Here is an 18,120-nt window from a genome sequence, read left to right as displayed (position 1 = left end):
ATGCGTCGCCATCTCTCTCTTGTTCTCGGTTCGCTGGTTATCGGCCTAGCGCTGCTGATTGCCCCAGGCGCAAGCTGGGCGTATCCGTTCTGGGCCCAGCAGAACTACGACAGTCCCAGGGAAGCTACCGGCAAAATCGTTTGCGCCAACTGCCACCTCGCCAAAAAGCTCACCCAAGCTGAGGTACCTCAATCGGTGCTCCCAGACAGCGTGTTCACGGCGAGCGTGAAAGTTCCCTACGAAGAGGGAATCAAGGAAATTGGTGCGGATGGCAGCGAAGTCCAACTGCAAGTTGGTGCCGTCGTGATGCTTCCCGATGGCTTCACCTTGGCCCCTCAAGACCGCTGGACGGATGAAATCAAGGAGGAAACCGAAGGGGTCTATTTCACCCAGTACAGCGACGAACAGCCCAACATCCTGCTTGTGGGTCCGATTCCTGGCGATCAAAACCAAGAAATCGTTTTCCCTGTTCTCTCGCCTGATCCCGCCACCGACAGCAATATCCACTTTGGTAAGTACCAAATTCATGTGGGTGGAAACCGTGGCCGCGGCCAGGTTTATCCAACCGGTGAAAAGAGCAACAACACCGTCTTCACCGCTCCAGCCGAAGGCAAAGTTGCTTCAATCGATGCAGGTGACAACGGGGCCAGTGTCGTCACCATCCAGGCTGCTGATGGCACCAGTACAAGCGAAACCATCCCAGTTGGTCCCCAGCTGCTGGTGAATGTGGGCGACACCGTTGCAGCTGGTGATGCCATCACCAACGATCCAAACGTGGGTGGATTCGGCCAGGTGGACGCTGAGATTGTTCTCCAGAATCCTGTTCGCATCTACGGCTTACTCGCCTTCTTCGCTGCGGTTGCTATCGCACAAATCATGTTGGTGCTGAAGAAGCGGCAAATTGAAAAAGTGCAAGCCGCTGAAGGCAACTTCTAAGCCAAATGTTTGCTTCTCCTGGGCCCGAGCTGTTTCAGTTCGGGCCTTTTGTTTTGCGTTGGTATGGGCTGCTGATTGCAGCAGCTGTCTTGATCGGGCTCAACCTCTCGAGCGCACTCGCACAACAGCGCAAGCTTGAAAACGGGCTAGTCAGCGACCTGCTCCCCTTACTTGTGTTGTTCTCCGTGATTGGAGCACGGATCTATTACGTTGCCTTTGAGTGGCATAACTATGCAGCCACGCCCCTAAAGGCGCTCGCAATTTGGGAAGGTGGCATCGCAATTCATGGCGCCTTAATTGCTGGAACTCTCACGCTGGTTCTGTTCTGCCGATGGCGTCAACAATCCTTCTGGGATGTGCTTGATGTTCTTGTTCCTTCCGTGGCCCTTGGACAAGCCATTGGACGCTGGGGCAACTTTTTCAACTCAGAGGCCTTCGGAATCCCAACAGATCTACCTTGGAAACTTTTCATTCCAGAACAAAATAGACCAATAATTTACATCAATCAAGATTTTTTCCACCCAACTTTCTTGTACGAATCACTCTGGAATTTTGCCCTATTTATCATTTTAATCCTTCTATTTCGATGGGGGGCTGAGCATCTCAACAAGCTTCCTGCCGGTGCAATGAGCTGCATTTACTTGGTGGGTTACAGCCTGGGCCGGGTTTGGATTGAAGGCCTACGCATCGACTCCCTTTGCATCGGTGCTCTCCCACCAGCTTGTGAAGGCGGTCTCCGCATTGCCCAACTCATGAGTGGAGTGCTTGCTTTTGCAGGAGGCCTCGGCCTTTGGTGGCTCTATGGCCGGAAGAAACTCTTACCAGATCCAGGCTTTCGACCCAACTGAAGCCAAGCTCATAGCTTGCATCCATCAGCCCCATGCATCCCGTCAGTTTCGTTGGAGCCGGCCCAGGAGCCTCGGATCTTTTGACCCTGCGGGCAGCAGATCGCTTGCGGTCTGCTGATGTTTTGATCTGGACGGATTCGCTCGTTTGCCCTGGGATCCCCAAACTTGCCCCGGACGGATGCGAAAAGATCCGAACCAGCACGATGACCTTGGAGGAGGTGATCCCGCTTCTCGTTGACAGACAAAAGAGCGGAAAACGGGTCGTCCGACTTCATGACGGCGATACAGCCCTCTACAGCGCAATCAATGAACAGATTTGCGCCCTCACAGACCACAACATTCCGGTGGAGGTTGTGCCTGGCATCAGCGCTTATCAAGCAGCAGCCGCAGGCCTAGCGAGCGAACTCACGATTCCAGGAATCGTGCAAACCATCGTTCTAGGGAGAGCAGGTGGGCGCACCGGTGTTCCAGACAGCGAAGAATTGGATCGACTTGCCGCCCTGAAGGCCAGCCTTTGCCTTTATCTCAGCGCTCGCCACGTGGACGAGGTGCAAACCACGCTGCTGAAACACTATCCAGCGGACACCCCTGTGGCGGTAGGGCATCGCGTGAGCTGGCCTGATGAATTGTTGTCTGTCATCTCCCTTGAGGAGATGACAGCATTTACCCAAGAACATGCGTTGATACGTACAACGCTGTACTTGGTGAGCCCGGCACTGGCTCGAGGCCCCCAACGTTCACGCCTCTATTCACCCGACCACGATCATCTGTTTAGGCCGAGTTCCTAACTACGCAGTGGTTTAAGATTGGATCGTGCGGGCGATTAGCACAGTGGTAGCGCACTTCCTTCACACGGAAGGGGTCACTGGTTCGAATCCAGTATCGCCCATATTTCATGGACGCTTCTTTCTGTGTCTCACTAAAAGTCACGTGTCATTTTAAAAAAAAATTAGTAAAATAATTTCATTGATTGATGCAATTACTGCATGGACGTTTCGACGCCCACTAACAATCAAGAGTCAAACTCAGGTTTACTCTTTGTTGGACAACAGCTTTCTGAACGTCGTCTTGCCAAAGGGCTGAGTCAAGAGCAACTGGCCGATCGGATGCACTTGGGCATTGAACAATTAGCCGCACTGGAATCTGGCGACAGGGACAAACTTCCTGAGCTTGTCTTTATCAAAGCCATGGTGAGGCGGCTCAGTACTCATCTAGAGCTTGATGCTGATGCCCTCGTCTCCTCACTCGGGTCTCTTTCGGACAGCGGCGGGGCAAAGGAGCGAGTGACGCCCGCAAAAGGAGCGATTTCTCTTCCCCCTCAACCGCCCTCTCGACCTGAGAGTGAGGCCATTTGGACATGGTTTGTCCTGATCGGAGCTGCAGCTCTTGGGGCACTGGCGTGGGTCCAACGGCCGGCGCTCCTTGCGCTCATCCAGCAGCCCCAATCCAATTCAGTCATCGCCCCCGCCAAGACAGCGACCACCTCGCAACAGGAACAGGAGGGCCTCACGACTGCGCCCAAAGATGCTCCTATTTCATCAAGCATCAACGAAGAGGGACTCCCTAACTCAGGTCCGATCACGCTCAGCAGCAAAGAGCCCAGCTGGATCGCACTCCGCCGTCAGGGAACAATCGAGTTTGAGGGAATCTTGGAAGGGGAACGAATCATCAAAGGTCCTGATGACGTTGAAATCTATGCAGGGCGTCCTGACTTGGTGGTGGTGTCGGTTGCCAATGGTGAACCGAGGGTGTTGGGAACCATTAGCGAGATCCAGTGGATGCCTCTTAATCCTGAACGCTCACGCTGAGTTCCACACCCGAGGCTTCTTGCACTGTCTCAGCACAACTTTCCAAGCTCCACTGTTCCAAACTCAAATCTCGATTGGATCGATCAGGAACAAGCTCGATCCGAAGCTGATGTTGAGATGCCTCGACATCCAGGGACATCACGACTGGATCGGGACGACGATCAATCGCCGCTGCAAGTCTCAGCAACAACGCCATCTCACCAACACATTTTCGATTCTCCCTGGTTGCCAAAGCCTGCCATGACTCATGGCGTTTTTTAGGCAAGCTGCGTCGGTGATAGCGCGCAATGGCGGCCACCATCAAATGTTCTGCTTCGGAATAACCCAGTAGCTCTCCGTGGCGAATGAGATACCAAGAATGCTTGTGATAAGCGCTGAGGTTGATGTGCTGGCCGCAGGTATGCAGCATCGACGCCGCCCACAACAGCTCCCGACCTTGGCCATCGTCTTGATGGATCACGCCCTTAGTCCTGTCGTAAAGGGTGAGGGCATGGGAGGCGACCTTCTCAGCCCGCTCCTGATTGACAGCAAACCGCTGCACCTGATGAATCACCGTCCGTTGACGGATGCTGCTCTGGAAACTGAACCGGTCTTCCAGCAGACCCTGACGCAACATCCAATCCACAATCAAACCCTCGCGCAGGGCTCGCTCGCTGAGCACAAGACCATCGACAGCCAGCATCTTCATCGTGGTTTGCAAAATCAATGCACCCGGAACAATGATTTCGGCGCGGCGATCATTAATGGCAGACATCTCCCGCCGCTGCGCCGGAGTCATGACGACCAACCGTTCGACAACCCGGTCCAGACGAGAGCGAGACACCTTGTAACCGTGGAATTTGAGCGGCGGACGGTCGTCTTCAACAGCAGCGAGGGCACCAATCGCCATCGCCGTCCCGCTGGTGGCCACCAAAACGGGTTTTTCGCCAGATTTAATGCGTCGAAGCACCTTGTCGACAGCAGGTTCTAGGGAACCCTGAATGAACGCTTGAAGAAACGAGCGTCGCTGCGGAGACAACGGCTCCTCCTTGATGAAATCCCGTTGGAGGCGCACTGCACCCACCCGGGTACTGGTCAACGCACGGGCATCTCGGCTATCCGCCAAGGTCAACTCTGTTGAGCCACCGCCAATGTCCAGGAGTAGGTGCGGCTTCTCTCCGAACGACATCCCCGAGAGCACGCCGAGATAGATCAATCGAGCTTCCTCAGGCCCACTGACCAGATCCACTTCAATCCCCAACTCATCCTTAATGCTCTGAAGGAAATCGCGCCCATTGGGGGCCTCCCTTACGGCACTGGTGGCGGCCGTGACCACCTGTTCAACTTGATGACTATTGGCTAATTCAAGGAAGCGACGCAGCGTTTTAAAGCCACGTTCCATCGCAGCAGCCGACAGTTCTCCCGTCTCTGGATCGCGCTCTCCTAGACGAGTCGTGGACTTTTCCGCCTGAATGATGCTGAAGGTGCGAAGGGCTGGATCCACGGAGGCCACCAACAAATGCGTCGAATTGGTGCCGATATCAATCGCACCAACCCGCCTCAGTCCTCCAGACTTGATCCCACGGGACAACGTCAATCCCTGGCCGTCTCCAGATGTCAGATCAGCGGTCTCAGCTTCCGACATGAACGACGCTGGCCTGACATGGATCCACTCTGGCACTGGTTCCAAAGGCCATCAGTCCATGTCTCGCGTTTTTAAATCTCTTTCACTGTGAATAGCAGCATCCCCAGCCTCCGCCCCTGGATCGAATTACTCCGCTGGAACAAACCATCTGGGCGGCTCATTTTGTTGATCCCTGCTGGGTGGTCTCTCTGGCTCACGCCGTCTGCTCCCCCCAGTGCCTCATTGGTTGGACTGATTTTGGTGGGGGGGCTTGCGGTGAGTGGAGCTGGCTGCATCGCCAACGATCTTTGGGACCAAGGGTTCGATCGTCAGGTGGAACGAACCCAAGCTCGACCCCTAGCGCGTGGAGCCCTGCAACGACCCCAGGCCTTATGCCTGCTACTTCTGCTGCTTCTCGTCAGCCTGGGGGTGGTCCTGAGCCTGTCCGATGAGAGTCGGGGCCTGTGCTTGGGCTTAGCGGTCGCCGCCCTCCCGCCCATTCTTTTGTATCCATCTGCCAAACGCTGGTTTGCTTTCCCCCAGGCCGTTCTTGCCCTGTGCTGGGGATTCGCAGTGCTGATCCCATGGGCTGCTGCAGAAGGCCAACTGAGTTGGACTCCAGCACTGATTAGTTGCTGGATCGCCACCCTGCTGTGGACCTTTGGATTCGACACGGTTTATGCCATGGCGGATCGACGAGATGATGCCCAAATCGGCCTGCGCAGCAGCGCCCTGAGCTTGGGGGAGTTTGCGACGTCAGTCGTTCGGATTTGTTATGGGCTCACCTGTTTTTCCATGGCCATCGCTGCCACAACGGCCCAAGTCGCCGCTCCGTTTTGGCCCTTTTGGCTCATGGCCACGGTCTTGATGCAAGTCAGTTGCTCACCCTTAACGCGTGAGAAAGCATCGATGGGGCTGTTTGCGCGTCATTTCAGCCGGCAGGTCCAGGTGGGAAGTTTGTTACTGATCGGGCTGGTCCTGGCAAGGGCTTGGACCTGATGGCCAAGCTCCAGCCGGCATCACCGTTGAAACCTGGCGATGCTGTGTCCTGCGTGGCAGCCAGTTCTGCCCTAGACGGCGATGGGCGGTTGAACGAGGGGATCCAGCTCCTCGAAAGCTGGGGCCTAAGAGTGCATCCACAAGCTTTAAGCGAACGCCACTGGGGTTACCTCGCAGGGAATGATCAAGAGCGACGGGCCGATTTAGAACCGCAAGCGCAGACGGCCTTGTTGGCCTGTGCCCGCGGTGGATGGGGGGCGGCACGGTTGCTCGAAAAGAAGATTGCATGGCAGCCGGGATGGCTGCTGGGCTTCTCGGACGTCACAGCACTGCTCCTAGCAAGGTTGGCCGCTGGCTTCGCAGGAAGCGTCCACGGTCCACTACTCACCACGCTTGCGGCGGAACCGGAGTGGAGTCAAGAACGCTTACGGAGACTTCTATTCGGTGAAGCGATCCCAGATCTTCACGGACGGGGCACAGGGGGCGCACAAGCCTCTGGGCCTTTAGTCGTGGCAAATCTCACGGTGGCGACCCACCTTTTAGGCAGCACACATTTCCCAAACCTTCACAACGCCATTCTGATTTTTGAAGACGTTGGCGAAGCGCCATATCGCATCGATCGCATGTTGACCCAATGGCGGTTGTGCGGGGCCTTGAATGAAATTGCAGGACTGGGCTTTGGACATTTTGAAGGGTGCGACGACGAAGCAACCAACGACCCAAACGACCAAGCACCGCCTCGGCGTTTCAGTCTGAATCAAGTGCTGGACGAACGCACAGCCGACCTCGGCATTCCGAGGGTTTTTGATCTCCCCGTGGGACACCGATGCGGCAATGCAGCTCTTCCCTTAGGGGCTGAAGCTCACCTGGACGGCGAGGCAGGGCGACTCAGGGTGTCGTCCTTGAACTGAGCACTGCTTCAGCCACCGTGAGATCAAAGGGAGTGGTCACCTTGATATTCGAAGGGCCAGCATCCAGAACCTGCACCGACCAGCCCAAACGCTCAAAAAGCGATGCATCGTCCGTCACGCTCCACCCCTCCGCTTGAGCTCTGGCATGGCCCTGACGGAGCTGCTCCACCTCAAACCCTTGTGGCGTTTGTGCAGCCCAAAGTTCAGCACGATCAGGCGTGTCACGGATCATGCCGTGTTCATCCACCCGCTTAATGGTGTCGGTCACTGGGGTTGCAGCAATCAATGCCGACCCAGCCTCCACAGCCACGGCACACCGATCAAAAAGGTCTGGTTGAACCAAACACCTGGCACCGTCATGAATAAGCACATGGCGTGCCCCCTCTGGCAGTCCGGCCAGACCCCGTAATACGGATTCCTGGCGGGTCGCCCCCCCCTGAATCCAAACCAAAGGTTTCTTCACGGAGCCAAGAGCATCCAGGATCTCGGCTCGATCGATGTCCTGGCCAACGATTCCAATCCAAGTAATTTCGGTGGCCGTCAACGCTGCATCAACTGTCCAAGCGATCAAAGGCCGCCCAAAAAGAGGCAACAGCAGCTTGTTTCGATCCGCACCCATGCGGCGACCACTCCCCGCCGCAGCAATTAACAGATGCACAAGCGACTCCTGCCGCGAGCAGGCGGAAACGTTCTCCATACAATCAGCTCGCACCCTGGATCGCGGCGCATCGATGCGAGTTCTTGCTCTCAGCCCTGGCTCGTCCCAAGACCAACTGGATCGTTTACCCGCCCTCGAGAGCCTCTGCCAGCAACTCGGCGCGTCCCTATTTGTGGCCTGTGACCCGGGAGTCAGCGCCGCCTGGCAACTGCTTCCCTGCGTCGAGAAGGTATTCCCCTTCGGCTTCGAAGCTGGCCCCAGCCTCGCTGACTGGGCCAATTTGCTTGGCAATGTGCGAGAACCTGATTTTCAAGTTTGCGTCAATTTCGCCGAGGGACAGCAGGTCAACCTGATGCTGTCGATGAGTCATATCCCAAGTCGAATCGGGACATCAGGATTTGCATGCACGGAGCAAGTTCAAGCCGGGGACGGCTTTGCTGCTCAACGGCTTTCGACCTACCTCTCCCCCCTCGGCTGCAACCTTGACGCCGATGCATTTCGCTTAGCCCTGCCAAGCCAAGAGCTCGAGGAGGCCCGCTCGAGCCAGCCCAAAGGGGATGGGCCGATGCTGATTCTTGCTCCATCCTCAGAGGATCAGGATTGGCCCTCAGACAGGTGGCTAGCACTTCCGAAGAGCATCTCCAAACGTCTTGCGACCCTGCGATCCAGCACTTTGGATCTGAACCTGTCGATGCGTCGACGGGCCGCGGCCGTGGCCTGCGCTGATGTGGTTCTTAGCAGCTGTGCCATCACGCAGCGGTTAGCTGTTTACTGCGGAATCCCACTCGTGGCGTTGGGAGCAACCCCAACCGACTTCCCACCGCGCGGCGACATTCGCTGTTTAGGAATGAGGTCCGATTTGGCTTCACTCACTGAGCAGGAGGTTTTGGATGCTCTCGGCTTCTAAACGAGCACCGGCATGAGCCGCAGAAGCAGAGCCAGGGCACAACTGAAATTATTAACGGCCCCCTGGAGAGGGCCGTTCACGGCTCTTGCCACGCTGATTCTTGCTGGAGCAAGCGGCTATCGCCTCACGGAGGGCTGGGATTGGGGGGACTGCCTCTGGATGGTGTTGATCACGGTTAGCACCATTGGATACGGAGAAGTCGAAACCCTGTCCCCGCAGGGACGCTTGGTCACCGTTCTGATCGTGGTGGGTGGACTCGTTGTGGTTCAGCTGGCGATTCAACGCGTCCTGGGTCTCAAAGAATCTGGCTACTTCCGAAGGGTGAAAGAATTTCGTTTCCATCGCATGCTGGAGCGCATGCATGATCACGTCATCCTTTGCGGCTACGGACGCATCGGCCAAGAGATCGCAGCCCAACTGTTGCGAGACAACATCCCCCTGGTGGTGATTGAAACGGATTCGCATCGACGCGATGTTGCCGAATCCAAGGGATTAAAAGTGCTGCAAGCGGATGCAACCCTCGACGAAACACTGCTGGATGCTGGCCTAGAACGCTGCCAAAGCCTCGTAGCAGCCCTTCCAGGAGATGCTTCCAACCTGTACGTGATTCTCAGTGCAAGAGATCTTCGAACCGATTGCCGGCTCATTGCTCGTGCCAGCAGTGATGAGGCCACGGCGAAGCTTCGACTTGCTGGTGCATCAGTCGTTGTGAGTCCCTACGTCGCAGGGGGGCGAGTCATGGCGGCATCAGCGCTTCGACCCCTCGCGCTTGATTTCATGGAGCTGTTGGCGGGGTCTGACTTTGAAATCGAAGAATTTCAACTCAGCAATAACCCTCAATATCTCTCAGCAATCCGAGGCCGCAGCTTGGCTGAATTGGAACTTGGGCGAAGGAGCGGCGCCTTGGTTATAGCGATCCGTGATCAGGGAGAACTCATCGCAAACCCAGGTGGCGACATGGAACTGGCTCCTGGCCAGCTCCTGATTGTGCTTGGCAGCAAGCTCCAACTCTCACGATTTCAGCAACTGCTCGGAGACGCCGTCGACAGCATCGAAACCATGCCGGGTTGAGAGAAAAGGCCTCGGATCTCTACGATCCTTCGATCTTCAGCTCTGCGATGTCCCCCACCACCTCCCTTGCTGGTCAGACCGCTCTGGTAACGGGGGGTGGTCGTGGCATCGGCAAAGCGATTGCTCTTGCACTGGGCGAAGCTGGCGCCGAAGTCGTTGTGAATTACTCCAGTTCCGCTGCTGCTGCCGATGAGGTGGTGACCGCCATCGAAGCTCTTGGAGGAAAGGCTTATGCCCTCCAGGCGAACGTTTCGGTTGAAAGCGATGTGGACGGCTTAATCAAAGCTGTCTTGGATCGCAGTGGTCGTATCGATGTGCTGGTGAACAACGCAGGGATCACGCGGGATGGCCTGTTAATGCGGATGAAAACAGACGACTGGCAATCGGTGATCGATCTCAACCTCACCGGTGTATTTCTCTGCTGCAGAGCCATTGCTCGGCCGATGCTGAAGCAAAAAAGTGGCCGCATCATCAACATCACCTCTGTGGTGGGCTTAATGGGAAATGCCGGCCAAGCCAATTACGCCGCAGCCAAAGCTGGTGTGATCGGTCTCACCCGCAGCACCGCCAAAGAATTGGCGAGCCGTGGGATCACAGTGAATGCCGTGGCACCAGGGTTCATTGCCACTGATATGACAAAAGACCTTGATGCCACAGCGATTTTAAAAGACATCCCCCTGGGGACATTTGGGACGCAGGAACAGGTGGCCGGGGTGGTGAGGTTCCTCGCAGGGGACCCAGCCGCGGCCTACATCACCGGACAAGTCCTCCAAGTGGACGGGGGAATGGTGATGGCATAACCCATCAGCAATCAAGGGGCTGAGCCAGCTCTTCGCGGAGTCGACGGATTTGCTGAAGCAAGCGGAGACGACGCAACCGAGCTGTTGCCGTCAAAAAAATTCGCAACGGCACATAAACAAGAGCCATCGTGCCGGCCAAAGCCGCCAGAAGGACAAACAACAGTGCTCCTGAATCGGCCATGAGAGAACCCTAATGAAACTGGCGCGACAAGGCAGTTCAAATCGGGCAGGATTCGGCTATCCCCACCAGCCTGCAGTTCCTGAAAGGCCGGTGCTCTATGGGACAGTGACGGACGGCTGAGTTGCCATCATGGCCAAACTTCTTTCTTTTTCCGACGAATCACGCAGTTCCCTTGAGCGTGGTGTGAACGCTCTTGCTAACGCTGTCCGAGTCACCATCGGGCCCAAGGGGCGGAACGTCGTTCTCGAAAAGAAATTTGGCGCCCCGGACATCGTTAACGACGGCGACACCATTGCACGCGATATCGAGTTAGAGGATCCTTTTGAAAATCTCGGCGCCAAACTGATCCAACAGGTGGCATCAAGAACCAAAGACAAAGCTGGAGACGGCACCACCACGGCCACGGTGTTGGCGCAGGCCATGGTTCGTGAAGGACTACGCAACACAGCAGCAGGAGCCAGCCCTGTTGAGCTTCGTCGAGGGATGGAGAAAGCGGCAGCACAGGTTGTTGCCGGTTTGGCGAGCCGAAGCAAGGCCGTCGAAGGTGATTCCATCCAACAAGTGGCCACGGTGAGTTCCAGTGGCGATGAAGAAGTGGGTCGGATGATCGCTGAAGCGATGGATCGGGTCAGCGTCGATGGCGTGATCACCGTTGAAGAATCCAAATCGCTCGCCACAGAAATGGAGGTGACCGAAGGCATGGCGTTCGATCGCGGATACAGCTCGCCTTATTTCGTTACGGATGCTGATCGTCAGGTTTGTGAATTCGAGAATCCATTGATCCTGCTAACTGATCGAAAGATCAGCACCGTGATCGATTTAGTGCCCGTTCTTGAAGCGGTTCAAAAAAGTGGCTCTCCGCTTTTAATCCTCTCGGAAGAAGTCGAGGGGGAAGCCCTGGCCACCTTGGTGATGAACAAGAGCCGCGGTGTCCTCCAAGTGGCAGCTGTGCGTGCTCCTTCCTTCGGAGACCGTCGAAAAGCAGCCTTGGCTGATATCGCCATTCTCACGGGCGGCACCTTGATCAGCGAAGACCAAGCGATGACACTCGACAAGGTGACGCTTGAGGATCTTGGTCACGCACGCAGGGTGACGATCAGCAAAGAGAGCACCACCATTGTTGCGAACGACAATCACCATGAAGCGGTGAGTAATCGCGTTGCCGCAATCAAGCGAGAGCTCGACGCGACAGAGTCGGATTACGACCGCGAAAAGCTGAACGAGCGGATTGCCAAACTGGCCGGTGGTGTTGCCGTCATCAAGGTGGGTGCTGCAACAGAAACCGAACTGAAGAACCGCAAATTGAGAATTGAAGACGCCCTCAATGCCACCCGTGCCGCAGTGGAAGAAGGAATCGTCGCTGGAGGCGGCAGCACGTTGCTTCAGCTCGCTGAAGACCTCAACGCCCTGGCGGAGCAATTGAGTGGCGATCAACGCACCGGCGTGGAAATTGTGCAGCGATCACTCACCGCACCCATCCACCAGATCGCTACCAATGCAGGGCATAACGGTGATGTGGTGATCGAAACGATGCGCCAAAGCGGCAAGGGCTTCAATGCCCTGAATGGTGTGTACGAAGACTTGATGGCAACTGGCATCGTTGATGCCACCAAAGTTGTTCGCCTGGCTGTGCAGGACGCGGTGTCGATTGCATCTCTGTTGGTCACAACTGAGGTTGTGATTGCAGACAAACCTGAGCCGGAACCACCTGCTGGTGCTGGGGGCGAAGATCCCATGGGAGGCATGGGCGGCATGGGTGGAATGGGCGGCATGGGTATGCCTGGAATGGGCGGCATGGGCATGCCTGGAATGATGTGATCTCGATCTGAGATTTCAAGCCCATCAATGGATAACCCATCGGAAGCACTTAGCAGCTCAGGCAATACTTCCGATGGGAACCGATGCTGAATATCATGAACAAGATTCAGCGCAAACAACTTATAATCGCCCTGAAATCACATCACTTAGAGGATTCCGAGTCGCAATATAGAAAATAATTTTTAAAGATTTTAACGGTCAATAATTATATAAATCGATAATAAAAGGCTAATTAATCTAATAATAATCGCACCCAAATAAACCTTTTGCGGACACAAATTACTCGAATGCTTAGCTAACAATAGCTAAATAGCTAAACTGCGACTGTATGCAGCTACTTGTAAATCAACTCCCGTAATTGCAGTACCTACAACAACATTATCCGCGCCGGCATCGAGGGCTGACCGAGCTGTGCCCGGGGATGCAATCCCCCCTTCGCAAATCAAACGAACCGAAGACTCAAGGCCACGACGGAGATCAGGCAACAGCTCCAATCCCGGCGGCGTGCGATCCGATGTGGTCTCGGTATAGCCATAGAGCGTAGTTCCAATCCAATCACAGCCCAACTCCGCGGCTCTCAATCCATTTTGAACGCTATCCACATCAGCCATCAATGTGGCCCTCAACTCCTGGCGAGCTCGCTGAATCAGATCTGCCAACAATTGCCCCTCCGGACGAATGCGCTCAGTGGCATCCAAAGCGATCACATCAGCACCCGCCGACCACACTCCCTGAATCTCACGCCAGCCCGGTGTGATGTACACGCTGCTATTGGGAAACGTGCATTTCCACAAACCAATAATGAGGGCCTCTGGGCAGCGACGCCGCACAGCACCAATGTGTTCTGGACTTTCCAAGCGAACACCAATTGCGCCATTGCGGAGGGACGCTTCCGCCATCGACGCGATGACATCAGGATCCCGCATCGGAGAGCCCAAAGGAGCCTGAACAGAAACGATGAGCCCCTTATTTAAAACTTCAGCGGTGGGAATCATGCTGAATCAAGAAGCCTGCGGGAAGCTCTGATCGGCACGGGGCAACCAGCGACGCAAGGAGCGAGGTGTGCTGATCGGTGGAGGCGTCATGGGAACCACAACGTTCCGGTCCTTGAGAGGTTCCACGGGTGGTGTGGTGGACTCTTCTTCTGACAACAACAGCTCTTGAACAATCAAGTTTTCAGGGAACGTTGTCACTTCGGCTTCAGTGAATTCTTCAGTGAATTCTTCTGAGAGTTGATTGATTGCTGGAACTGCAGGGGTGTCGAGGCCCTCCACCATCGGAGACTCCAGCTCTTGGACTACCAGGTCAAGGGAGACGTCGGATTCACTTGTTTGAACCAATTCCTCAGAGGGTGCGGCAATGCCTAAAACCGCATCGGACTGTTGCTGATCAAGCGACTCAGTGATGGCTTCGGCACAAGATGCTTGAGTGACTGGCAACGAATCGATGCCAAAGCGATGAACCCACTGACCCAATAACAGAGCCAGCTGTCGCTCATCACCGCAACGCTGTACATCCTGAATCTGCGATGCAAGAACGTTCTGACGGGGTGACGGCTGCTGAAACGGGGAAGAAAGCACGAATTCAGGAAAGCTTGCGGTTAAGGAGTGGGCGAATCAAAAGAAACAACCCAATAGTGAGAACCAACAAAACCAAAAGGCAGGTCTGACCCGTGAGATTCCCGTAGGGAGCCTCGAGTAAAACTGCCGAAAGATCGAGGGGGCCGCTGTAAGCAGCACGGATGGGCTCTATGGCGAAGGTAAGGGGATTTAGGGCTGCTAGCCAGCCCAACCAGGCGGGCATAAACGACAAAGGAGCTAAAGCCGTGCTGGCAAACAACAACGGAAGATTCGCGACAAAGATCACCGCAATGAGCTCAATATGTCCTGGGAGAGAGAACGCCAAGCCCAGACTTAATGCTGTTACGGCGAACACCAGCAGCAACAGTGTGACCATGACCAACAGCAAACCAGCCACACCAGGCCAGCCATAGCCAAGGAGTGAGGCGGTAACCATGATCGCCAAACTCTGCACCAAACTCAAAACTGTGATGTAAATCACCGACGACAAAACAATCGAACTTCGACTGCGTAATGGCGCCACTAGCAGTCGATTCAAAAAGCCAAACTCCCGATCAAACATCACGGGGAGTCCGGCATTCAGTGCACCACTAAAGGCGGTAAACACGATCACTCCCGCACCAAGAAAACGTCCATAGCTCATCCCACCCGGGAGCAGACCTTCTGGAGCATTCGCAAACAAGGCTCCAAACAAAATCAACCAAATCAGTGGTTGCAAAACACCAGCCACCAGAGTGGATGGACGGCGAACAAGTTGAAGAAACAGACGGCGCGTTAAGGCCAGGGTTTCTTGGGTGAGCTCTGCCAGAGCACCAGGATCCTGAGCTGACGGAGGCATCGAGGGGAGTGGGGAAGTCATCGAATCAGCTCATCGCATGGATTGACGCTTTTCCTGCTTGATGTCCCGCTGACCAGCAATGGCCAGCTCAGCATCCATCAGGGTGCGACCGGTGGCTTGAAGGTAAACGTCATCGAGGCTTGGTCGACTTTGTGCGAGTGCAAACACAGGAAGACCAGCACCTTCCAGCGAGTGACGAAGACGCTCAATCACCGACTCCCCTTCGATCACCAAATTGAGTGAGAAGCCCTGCGCTCGATTAATCACCACCTGTCGAACGCCTTCAACCGGTTCCAACACAGATCGAACCCGGGCAGCCTCTTGGGCATCACTGAACTCACGAACGCGCAGCGTCACACGGTCTCCCCCCAAGCGTTGCTTGAGATCTGTTGGGGTTCCCTCGGCGATCACCGCCCCTGCATCGATGATCGCCATCCGATCGGCTAGCGCTTCGATCTCCTCGAGGTAATGGCTGCTGAGCAACACGCTGGTGCCAGCTTCCACAAGTTGGTTCAGCAACTGCCAAATCGCACTTCGACTTTCAATGTCCAAACCCACGGTGGGTTCATCCAAAATGAGAAGACGCGGGCGATGCAAAAGCCCAGCTGCCAAATCGAGTCGGCGGCGCATCCCACCGGAATAGGTGCCGCAGCGTCGGTCAATCCACGGGTCCATTCCGAGACGATCGATCAAATCGTCAATTCGATGATCACGATCAGTCCGCTTCAAGTGGTAGAGGTCTCCCTGGAGCTGAAGAAGCTCACGACCGCTGAGAATCTTGTCGATCGCCACTTCCTGAGCGACGTAACCCAGCAAGCGACGAACCTCCCGGGGATGCTTCAACGCATCAACTCCATCCACCTGAACAGAACCACGATCAGGCGCCAAGAGAGTTGCCAGAATCCTCAATGTCGTGGTCTTTCCAGCTCCGTTGGGGCCCAGGAGACCGTAGAGACAACCCTCGGGGACGCTCAGATCAAGATTGCTGAGGGCGGTGACCGCTCCATAGGTCTTAGACAGCTGCCTCAGTTCAATCATCGCCATCGGGCAACGTCGGGGTCATGGACCTAAATCAAATGGAAATCTAGGAAAAATTTCAGCCAACACCCATCTGCATCATCAAGGCAATCATCTGCTGATCCAGGTGAGCCGCCAAAGCTGAACGACTCAAGATCAAAAGAAGACAGATGCCGAATAAATAGAGAATCGACCAGCGAAAAAGACCTTTGGCATTTGTGAGGCTGTCGGGATCAGCAGCAAGGCGATGCACGAGTTGCAGCAATCGGTTGTTGTAAGGCAGCAACATCAAGCCATAGAACAAGCCACCCGTTGGCAGCGCCAAAATTCCGAATCCACTGAGCAACACCGTTGCCCACCCGTAGCGGCTGATGGCCCGTGCGGTGACAACCGGTCCTTTCACCACAGGCAACATCGGGATGCCGACGGCGCGGTAATCCTCACGAAGCAACAGGGCCAAGGCCCAAAAGTGAGCCGGAGTCCACACCATCACCAACGCGAACAACCACCATCCCCCCAAACCGATATGTCCCGTGGCCGCTGCAGCTCCAACCAAAGGAGGAATCGCACCAGCGACACCACCAACCACGATGTTCTGGGTGGTGCGCGGCTTGAGCAGCGCGGTGTAGAGCAGCACGTAACTGCACAAACCCAATAACGAGAGGCCCGCGGCCAGACAATTCACACCACTGACCAACAGCATGGCCGCCACCAATGTGCAAGCAATGGCACCTATAAATGCGGTGGTTGGGGACAGCCTCCCGGAGGGGAGAGCGCGGCCACTTGTGCGGTTCATGCGACCGTCCAAGTCCTGCTCCCAAAGACAATTGAGCACACCCGCCGCAGCTGAAGCCAACGCCCCTCCACCGAGGGTGCAGATCAATCGTGGAGAGGAGAGGGGCCAACCCTCCGTGAGGGCCATTCCACCAAGGGTGGTCGCCAACAGCAGTGGAATGAGTCGCGGTTTGGCGACCTCAAGCCAAGCCGGCAATTTGACGCGCTTGCGGGACGGAACAACATCCGCCCGGGTCAGAGAAACAGTCGCGGTGACTTCAGCCATGACAGGTCTCCAGGGTGGTTCCGTCAACAACGACGGGAGAATGGACAGGGGGTTGATCGGGACATCGAGCGGCAAGGGCCGCAAGGACGGCCACCAGCAGGGCCGCCAAAAGTTGGTGGGAAATCGTGACGTAGGGCTGGGACAAGCCCAAACGGAATGTGGTGATGCCAAGGGCGACTTGTCCGAGAACAAGAGCGGAAACAAAAGCCAGAAGGGGCCACTGCCGACGGGCCCAGCCACCAGCCAGCAGGGCCACAACCACAAACACGAGCACCACGCCCGCAACGGGCATGGCGGTTGTGCGATGCAGCGAGACCCATTGGCAGGCCCCACCGCCGCTTAGGCAACGTTGGGCAGACCAAGTGGTGGCCATCCGGGCACCGAGCAAGCTTTGGCCAATCACCGCGACCAGGGCGAGCAGCGACAGGCCACGCCACCAAAGCGGAGCCGATACGCCAACTGATTGCTGTAGCCGCTGGGTTAAGCCGCTGAGGAGGGCCACCAAGGTGAGTGCCAAGACCAAATGAGCCGTGACAATTCCGGACGGAAGCAGTTGGAGCACGGTGAGAGCACCCAGGCCTCCCTGCAGAGCCACCATCCCCACTAAAGCCAGACTCAACCAAGGCATCCAGCGAGGAAGAAGCCGTCTCCAAACAACGGAAACGATGGCCTGAACAAGCAGAGCCATGCCCACGATGAAAGCGTCAAGCCGGTGGAACCACTCAAGAAAAACCTGAGCATTCATTTGCTTGCCAGGCAAAAGCGTTCCGTAACAGAGAGGCCAGTCAGGGCATGCCAAACCGGCTTCCATGACCCGGGTCGCCCCACCGATGACGACGAGTGCAACAACGGCCACAACCAGGTGGGCCGACAGTTGAGTCAAGCGTCGTCGAACAATTGGTAGAGAAAGAGTTGTCATCAACCAGCTCCCGCCGGTGGGCTCGCATGGGTCCTGTTTGGACCGTAGCGATGACATCCCAGGCGTCACCTTCTATGGACGAGTACGACAACTTTCAGCCGCCAATGGTGCACTTTTGCTGACAAGAGCGACGACTTAACAATCACTTCATGGAGATGGCTTGGCT

Annotated in this window: 19 protein-coding genes and 1 tRNA gene; 11 read left to right on the top strand and 9 right to left on the bottom strand. The window is 55.9% G+C overall.

Features of this window, described 5'->3' with window-relative positions; genetic code table 11:
- The 5 genes from petA to BL107_RS04940 all read left to right on the top strand — a co-directional run.
- On the top strand, nucleotides 1-936 hold a 936-nt coding region (gene petA / locus BL107_RS04960; RefSeq protein WP_009789184.1), incomplete at its 5' end, for a cytochrome f.
- 5 nt (nucleotides 937-941) lie between these two features.
- On the top strand, nucleotides 942-1,784 hold the full coding sequence (gene lgt / locus BL107_RS04955) for a prolipoprotein diacylglyceryl transferase (protein WP_009789183.1): 843 nt from the start codon (nucleotides 942-944) through the stop codon (nucleotides 1,782-1,784).
- A gap of 32 nt (nucleotides 1,785-1,816) precedes the next feature.
- Nucleotides 1,817-2,572, top strand: a complete 756-nt coding sequence (gene cobM / locus BL107_RS04950) for a precorrin-4 C(11)-methyltransferase (protein ID WP_009789182.1) — start codon at nucleotides 1,817-1,819, stop codon at nucleotides 2,570-2,572.
- A 29-nt stretch (nucleotides 2,573-2,601) separates the two neighbouring features.
- Nucleotides 2,602-2,673, top strand: a tRNA-Val gene (locus BL107_RS04945).
- A 97-nt stretch (nucleotides 2,674-2,770) separates the two neighbouring features.
- Nucleotides 2,771-3,592: a RodZ family helix-turn-helix domain-containing protein gene (locus tag BL107_RS04940; protein ID WP_009789181.1), complete on the top strand. Its 822-nt coding sequence runs from the start codon at nucleotides 2,771-2,773 to the stop codon at nucleotides 3,590-3,592.
- On the opposite strand, the gene BL107_RS04935 is transcribed toward BL107_RS04940, so the two are convergent.
- Complete coding sequence (locus tag BL107_RS04935) at nucleotides 3,570-5,216, bottom strand: Ppx/GppA phosphatase family protein (RefSeq protein WP_009789180.1); 1,647 nt, start codon at nucleotides 5,214-5,216, stop codon at nucleotides 3,570-3,572. The two genes, BL107_RS04940 and BL107_RS04935, sit on opposite strands and share 23 nt — an antisense overlap.
- Nucleotides 5,217-5,303: 87 nt before the next feature.
- Here BL107_RS04935 and BL107_RS04930 point away from each other — a divergent pair, with 87 nt between their 5' ends.
- Together BL107_RS04930 and BL107_RS04925 are read left to right on the top strand one after the other, a co-directional pair.
- Nucleotides 5,304-6,194 carry a 4-hydroxybenzoate polyprenyltransferase gene (locus BL107_RS04930; RefSeq protein WP_009789179.1) on the top strand — a complete coding sequence of 297 codons (891 nt, stop codon included), beginning with the start codon at nucleotides 5,304-5,306 and terminating at the stop codon, nucleotides 6,192-6,194.
- Nucleotides 6,194-7,105: an LD-carboxypeptidase gene (locus BL107_RS04925; RefSeq protein WP_037988113.1), complete on the top strand. Its 912-nt coding sequence runs from the start codon at nucleotides 6,194-6,196 to the stop codon at nucleotides 7,103-7,105. Before BL107_RS04930 ends, BL107_RS04925 begins: the two co-directional genes overlap by 1 nt.
- Here BL107_RS04925 and ispD read toward each other — a convergent pair.
- The gene (ispD, locus tag BL107_RS04920; RefSeq protein ID WP_009789177.1) at nucleotides 7,083-7,763 is read right to left on the bottom strand and encodes a 2-C-methyl-D-erythritol 4-phosphate cytidylyltransferase; all 681 of its coding nucleotides are present in this window, start codon (nucleotides 7,761-7,763) and stop codon (nucleotides 7,083-7,085) included. The two genes, BL107_RS04925 and ispD, sit on opposite strands and share 23 nt — an antisense overlap.
- 73 nt (nucleotides 7,764-7,836) lie before the next feature.
- Between ispD and BL107_RS04915 the strand changes: the two genes are divergently transcribed.
- Genes BL107_RS04915 through fabG form a run of 3 tightly spaced genes read left to right on the top strand, consistent with a single transcriptional unit; the run spans nucleotide 7,837 to nucleotide 10,541 of the window.
- The gene (locus BL107_RS04915) at nucleotides 7,837-8,670 is read left to right on the top strand and encodes a glycosyltransferase family 9 protein (RefSeq protein ID WP_009789176.1); all 834 of its coding nucleotides are present in this window, start codon (nucleotides 7,837-7,839) and stop codon (nucleotides 8,668-8,670) included.
- A gap of 12 nt (nucleotides 8,671-8,682) precedes the next feature.
- Entirely contained in the window at nucleotides 8,683-9,741 is a 1,059-nt protein-coding gene (locus tag BL107_RS04910) for a TrkA family potassium uptake protein (RefSeq protein WP_006169827.1), read from the top strand.
- Nucleotides 9,742-9,788: 47 nt separating this feature from the next.
- A complete protein-coding gene (fabG, locus tag BL107_RS04905; RefSeq protein WP_037988112.1) occupies nucleotides 9,789-10,541 on the top strand; it encodes a 3-oxoacyl-[acyl-carrier-protein] reductase in 753 nt (250 codons plus the stop codon).
- A 4-nt stretch (nucleotides 10,542-10,545) separates the two neighbouring features.
- On the opposite strand, the gene BL107_RS12885 is transcribed toward fabG, so the two are convergent.
- A complete protein-coding gene (locus BL107_RS12885; RefSeq protein ID WP_009789174.1) occupies nucleotides 10,546-10,722 on the bottom strand; it encodes a hypothetical protein in 177 nt (58 codons plus the stop codon).
- 129 nt (nucleotides 10,723-10,851) lie between these two features.
- Between BL107_RS12885 and groL the strand changes: the two genes are divergently transcribed.
- The gene (groL, locus tag BL107_RS04900) at nucleotides 10,852-12,540 is read left to right on the top strand and encodes a chaperonin GroEL (protein WP_009789173.1); all 1,689 of its coding nucleotides are present in this window, start codon (nucleotides 10,852-10,854) and stop codon (nucleotides 12,538-12,540) included.
- Nucleotides 12,541-12,845: 305 nt separating this feature from the next.
- Here groL and BL107_RS04895 read toward each other — a convergent pair whose 3' ends face one another.
- Genes BL107_RS04895 through BL107_RS04870 form a run of 6 tightly spaced genes read right to left on the bottom strand, consistent with a single transcriptional unit; the run spans nucleotide 12,846 to nucleotide 17,954 of the window.
- On the bottom strand, nucleotides 12,846-13,535 hold the full coding sequence (locus BL107_RS04895; RefSeq protein WP_009789172.1) for an N-acetylmannosamine-6-phosphate 2-epimerase: 690 nt from the start codon (nucleotides 13,533-13,535) through the stop codon (nucleotides 12,846-12,848).
- Between the two features lie 6 nt (nucleotides 13,536-13,541).
- Entirely contained in the window at nucleotides 13,542-14,120 is a 579-nt protein-coding gene (locus BL107_RS04890) for a hypothetical protein (protein ID WP_009789171.1), read from the bottom strand.
- Nucleotides 14,121-14,124: 4 nt separating this feature from the next.
- Complete coding sequence (locus BL107_RS04885) at nucleotides 14,125-14,979, bottom strand: ABC transporter permease (RefSeq protein WP_037988111.1); 855 nt, start codon at nucleotides 14,977-14,979, stop codon at nucleotides 14,125-14,127.
- A 9-nt stretch (nucleotides 14,980-14,988) separates the two neighbouring features.
- Complete coding sequence (locus BL107_RS04880) at nucleotides 14,989-16,002, bottom strand: ABC transporter ATP-binding protein (protein ID WP_009789169.1); 1,014 nt, start codon at nucleotides 16,000-16,002, stop codon at nucleotides 14,989-14,991.
- A 52-nt stretch (nucleotides 16,003-16,054) separates the two neighbouring features.
- Entirely contained in the window at nucleotides 16,055-17,035 is a 981-nt protein-coding gene (locus BL107_RS04875) for a heme o synthase (RefSeq protein WP_009789168.1), read from the bottom strand.
- Nucleotides 17,028-17,954: a heme A synthase gene (locus tag BL107_RS04870; RefSeq protein WP_037988768.1), complete on the bottom strand. Its 927-nt coding sequence runs from the start codon at nucleotides 17,952-17,954 to the stop codon at nucleotides 17,028-17,030. Before BL107_RS04870 ends, BL107_RS04875 begins: the two co-directional genes overlap by 8 nt.
- Nucleotides 17,955-18,120 lie beyond the last annotated feature (166 nt).

This window comes from Synechococcus sp. BL107 (assembly GCF_000153805.1).
In the GTDB taxonomy this organism is placed as follows: Bacteria; Cyanobacteriota; Cyanobacteriia; order PCC-6307; family Cyanobiaceae; genus Parasynechococcus.
The sequence above is the reverse complement of the archived record's forward strand: the minus strand, read 5'-3'. Positions and strand labels throughout refer to the sequence as shown.

What these genes read in the sequence shown, in the direction of transcription:
- lgt (WP_009789183.1), top strand. Translation starts at nt 942, where the DNA reads ATGTTTGCTTCTCCTGGGCCCGAGCTGTTTCAGTTCGGGCCTTTTGTT.
- cobM (WP_009789182.1), top strand. Translation starts at nt 1,817, where the DNA reads ATGCATCCCGTCAGTTTCGTTGGAGCCGGCCCAGGAGCCTCGGATCTT.
- BL107_RS04940 (WP_009789181.1), top strand. Translation starts at nt 2,771, where the DNA reads ATGGACGTTTCGACGCCCACTAACAATCAAGAGTCAAACTCAGGTTTA.
- BL107_RS04935 (WP_009789180.1), bottom strand. Translation starts at nt 5,216, where the DNA reads ATGTCGGAAGCTGAGACCGCTGATCTGACATCTGGAGACGGCCAGGGA.
- BL107_RS04925 (WP_037988113.1), top strand. Translation starts at nt 6,194, where the DNA reads ATGGCCAAGCTCCAGCCGGCATCACCGTTGAAACCTGGCGATGCTGTG.
- BL107_RS04915 (WP_009789176.1), top strand. Translation starts at nt 7,837, where the DNA reads ATGCGAGTTCTTGCTCTCAGCCCTGGCTCGTCCCAAGACCAACTGGAT.
- BL107_RS04910 (WP_006169827.1), top strand. Translation starts at nt 8,683, where the DNA reads ATGAGCCGCAGAAGCAGAGCCAGGGCACAACTGAAATTATTAACGGCC.
- fabG (WP_037988112.1), top strand. Translation starts at nt 9,789, where the DNA reads ATGTCCCCCACCACCTCCCTTGCTGGTCAGACCGCTCTGGTAACGGGG.
- BL107_RS12885 (WP_009789174.1), bottom strand. Translation starts at nt 10,722, where the DNA reads ATGGCCGATTCAGGAGCACTGTTGTTTGTCCTTCTGGCGGCTTTGGCC.
- groL (WP_009789173.1), top strand. Translation starts at nt 10,852, where the DNA reads ATGGCCAAACTTCTTTCTTTTTCCGACGAATCACGCAGTTCCCTTGAG.
- BL107_RS04895 (WP_009789172.1), bottom strand. Translation starts at nt 13,535, where the DNA reads ATGATTCCCACCGCTGAAGTTTTAAATAAGGGGCTCATCGTTTCTGTT.
- BL107_RS04885 (WP_037988111.1), bottom strand. Translation starts at nt 14,979, where the DNA reads ATGACTTCCCCACTCCCCTCGATGCCTCCGTCAGCTCAGGATCCTGGT.
- BL107_RS04880 (WP_009789169.1), bottom strand. Translation starts at nt 16,002, where the DNA reads ATGGCGATGATTGAACTGAGGCAGCTGTCTAAGACCTATGGAGCGGTC.
- BL107_RS04875 (WP_009789168.1), bottom strand. Translation starts at nt 17,035, where the DNA reads ATGGCTGAAGTCACCGCGACTGTTTCTCTGACCCGGGCGGATGTTGTT.
- BL107_RS04870 (WP_037988768.1), bottom strand. Translation starts at nt 17,954, where the DNA reads ATGACAACTCTTTCTCTACCAATTGTTCGACGACGCTTGACTCAACTG.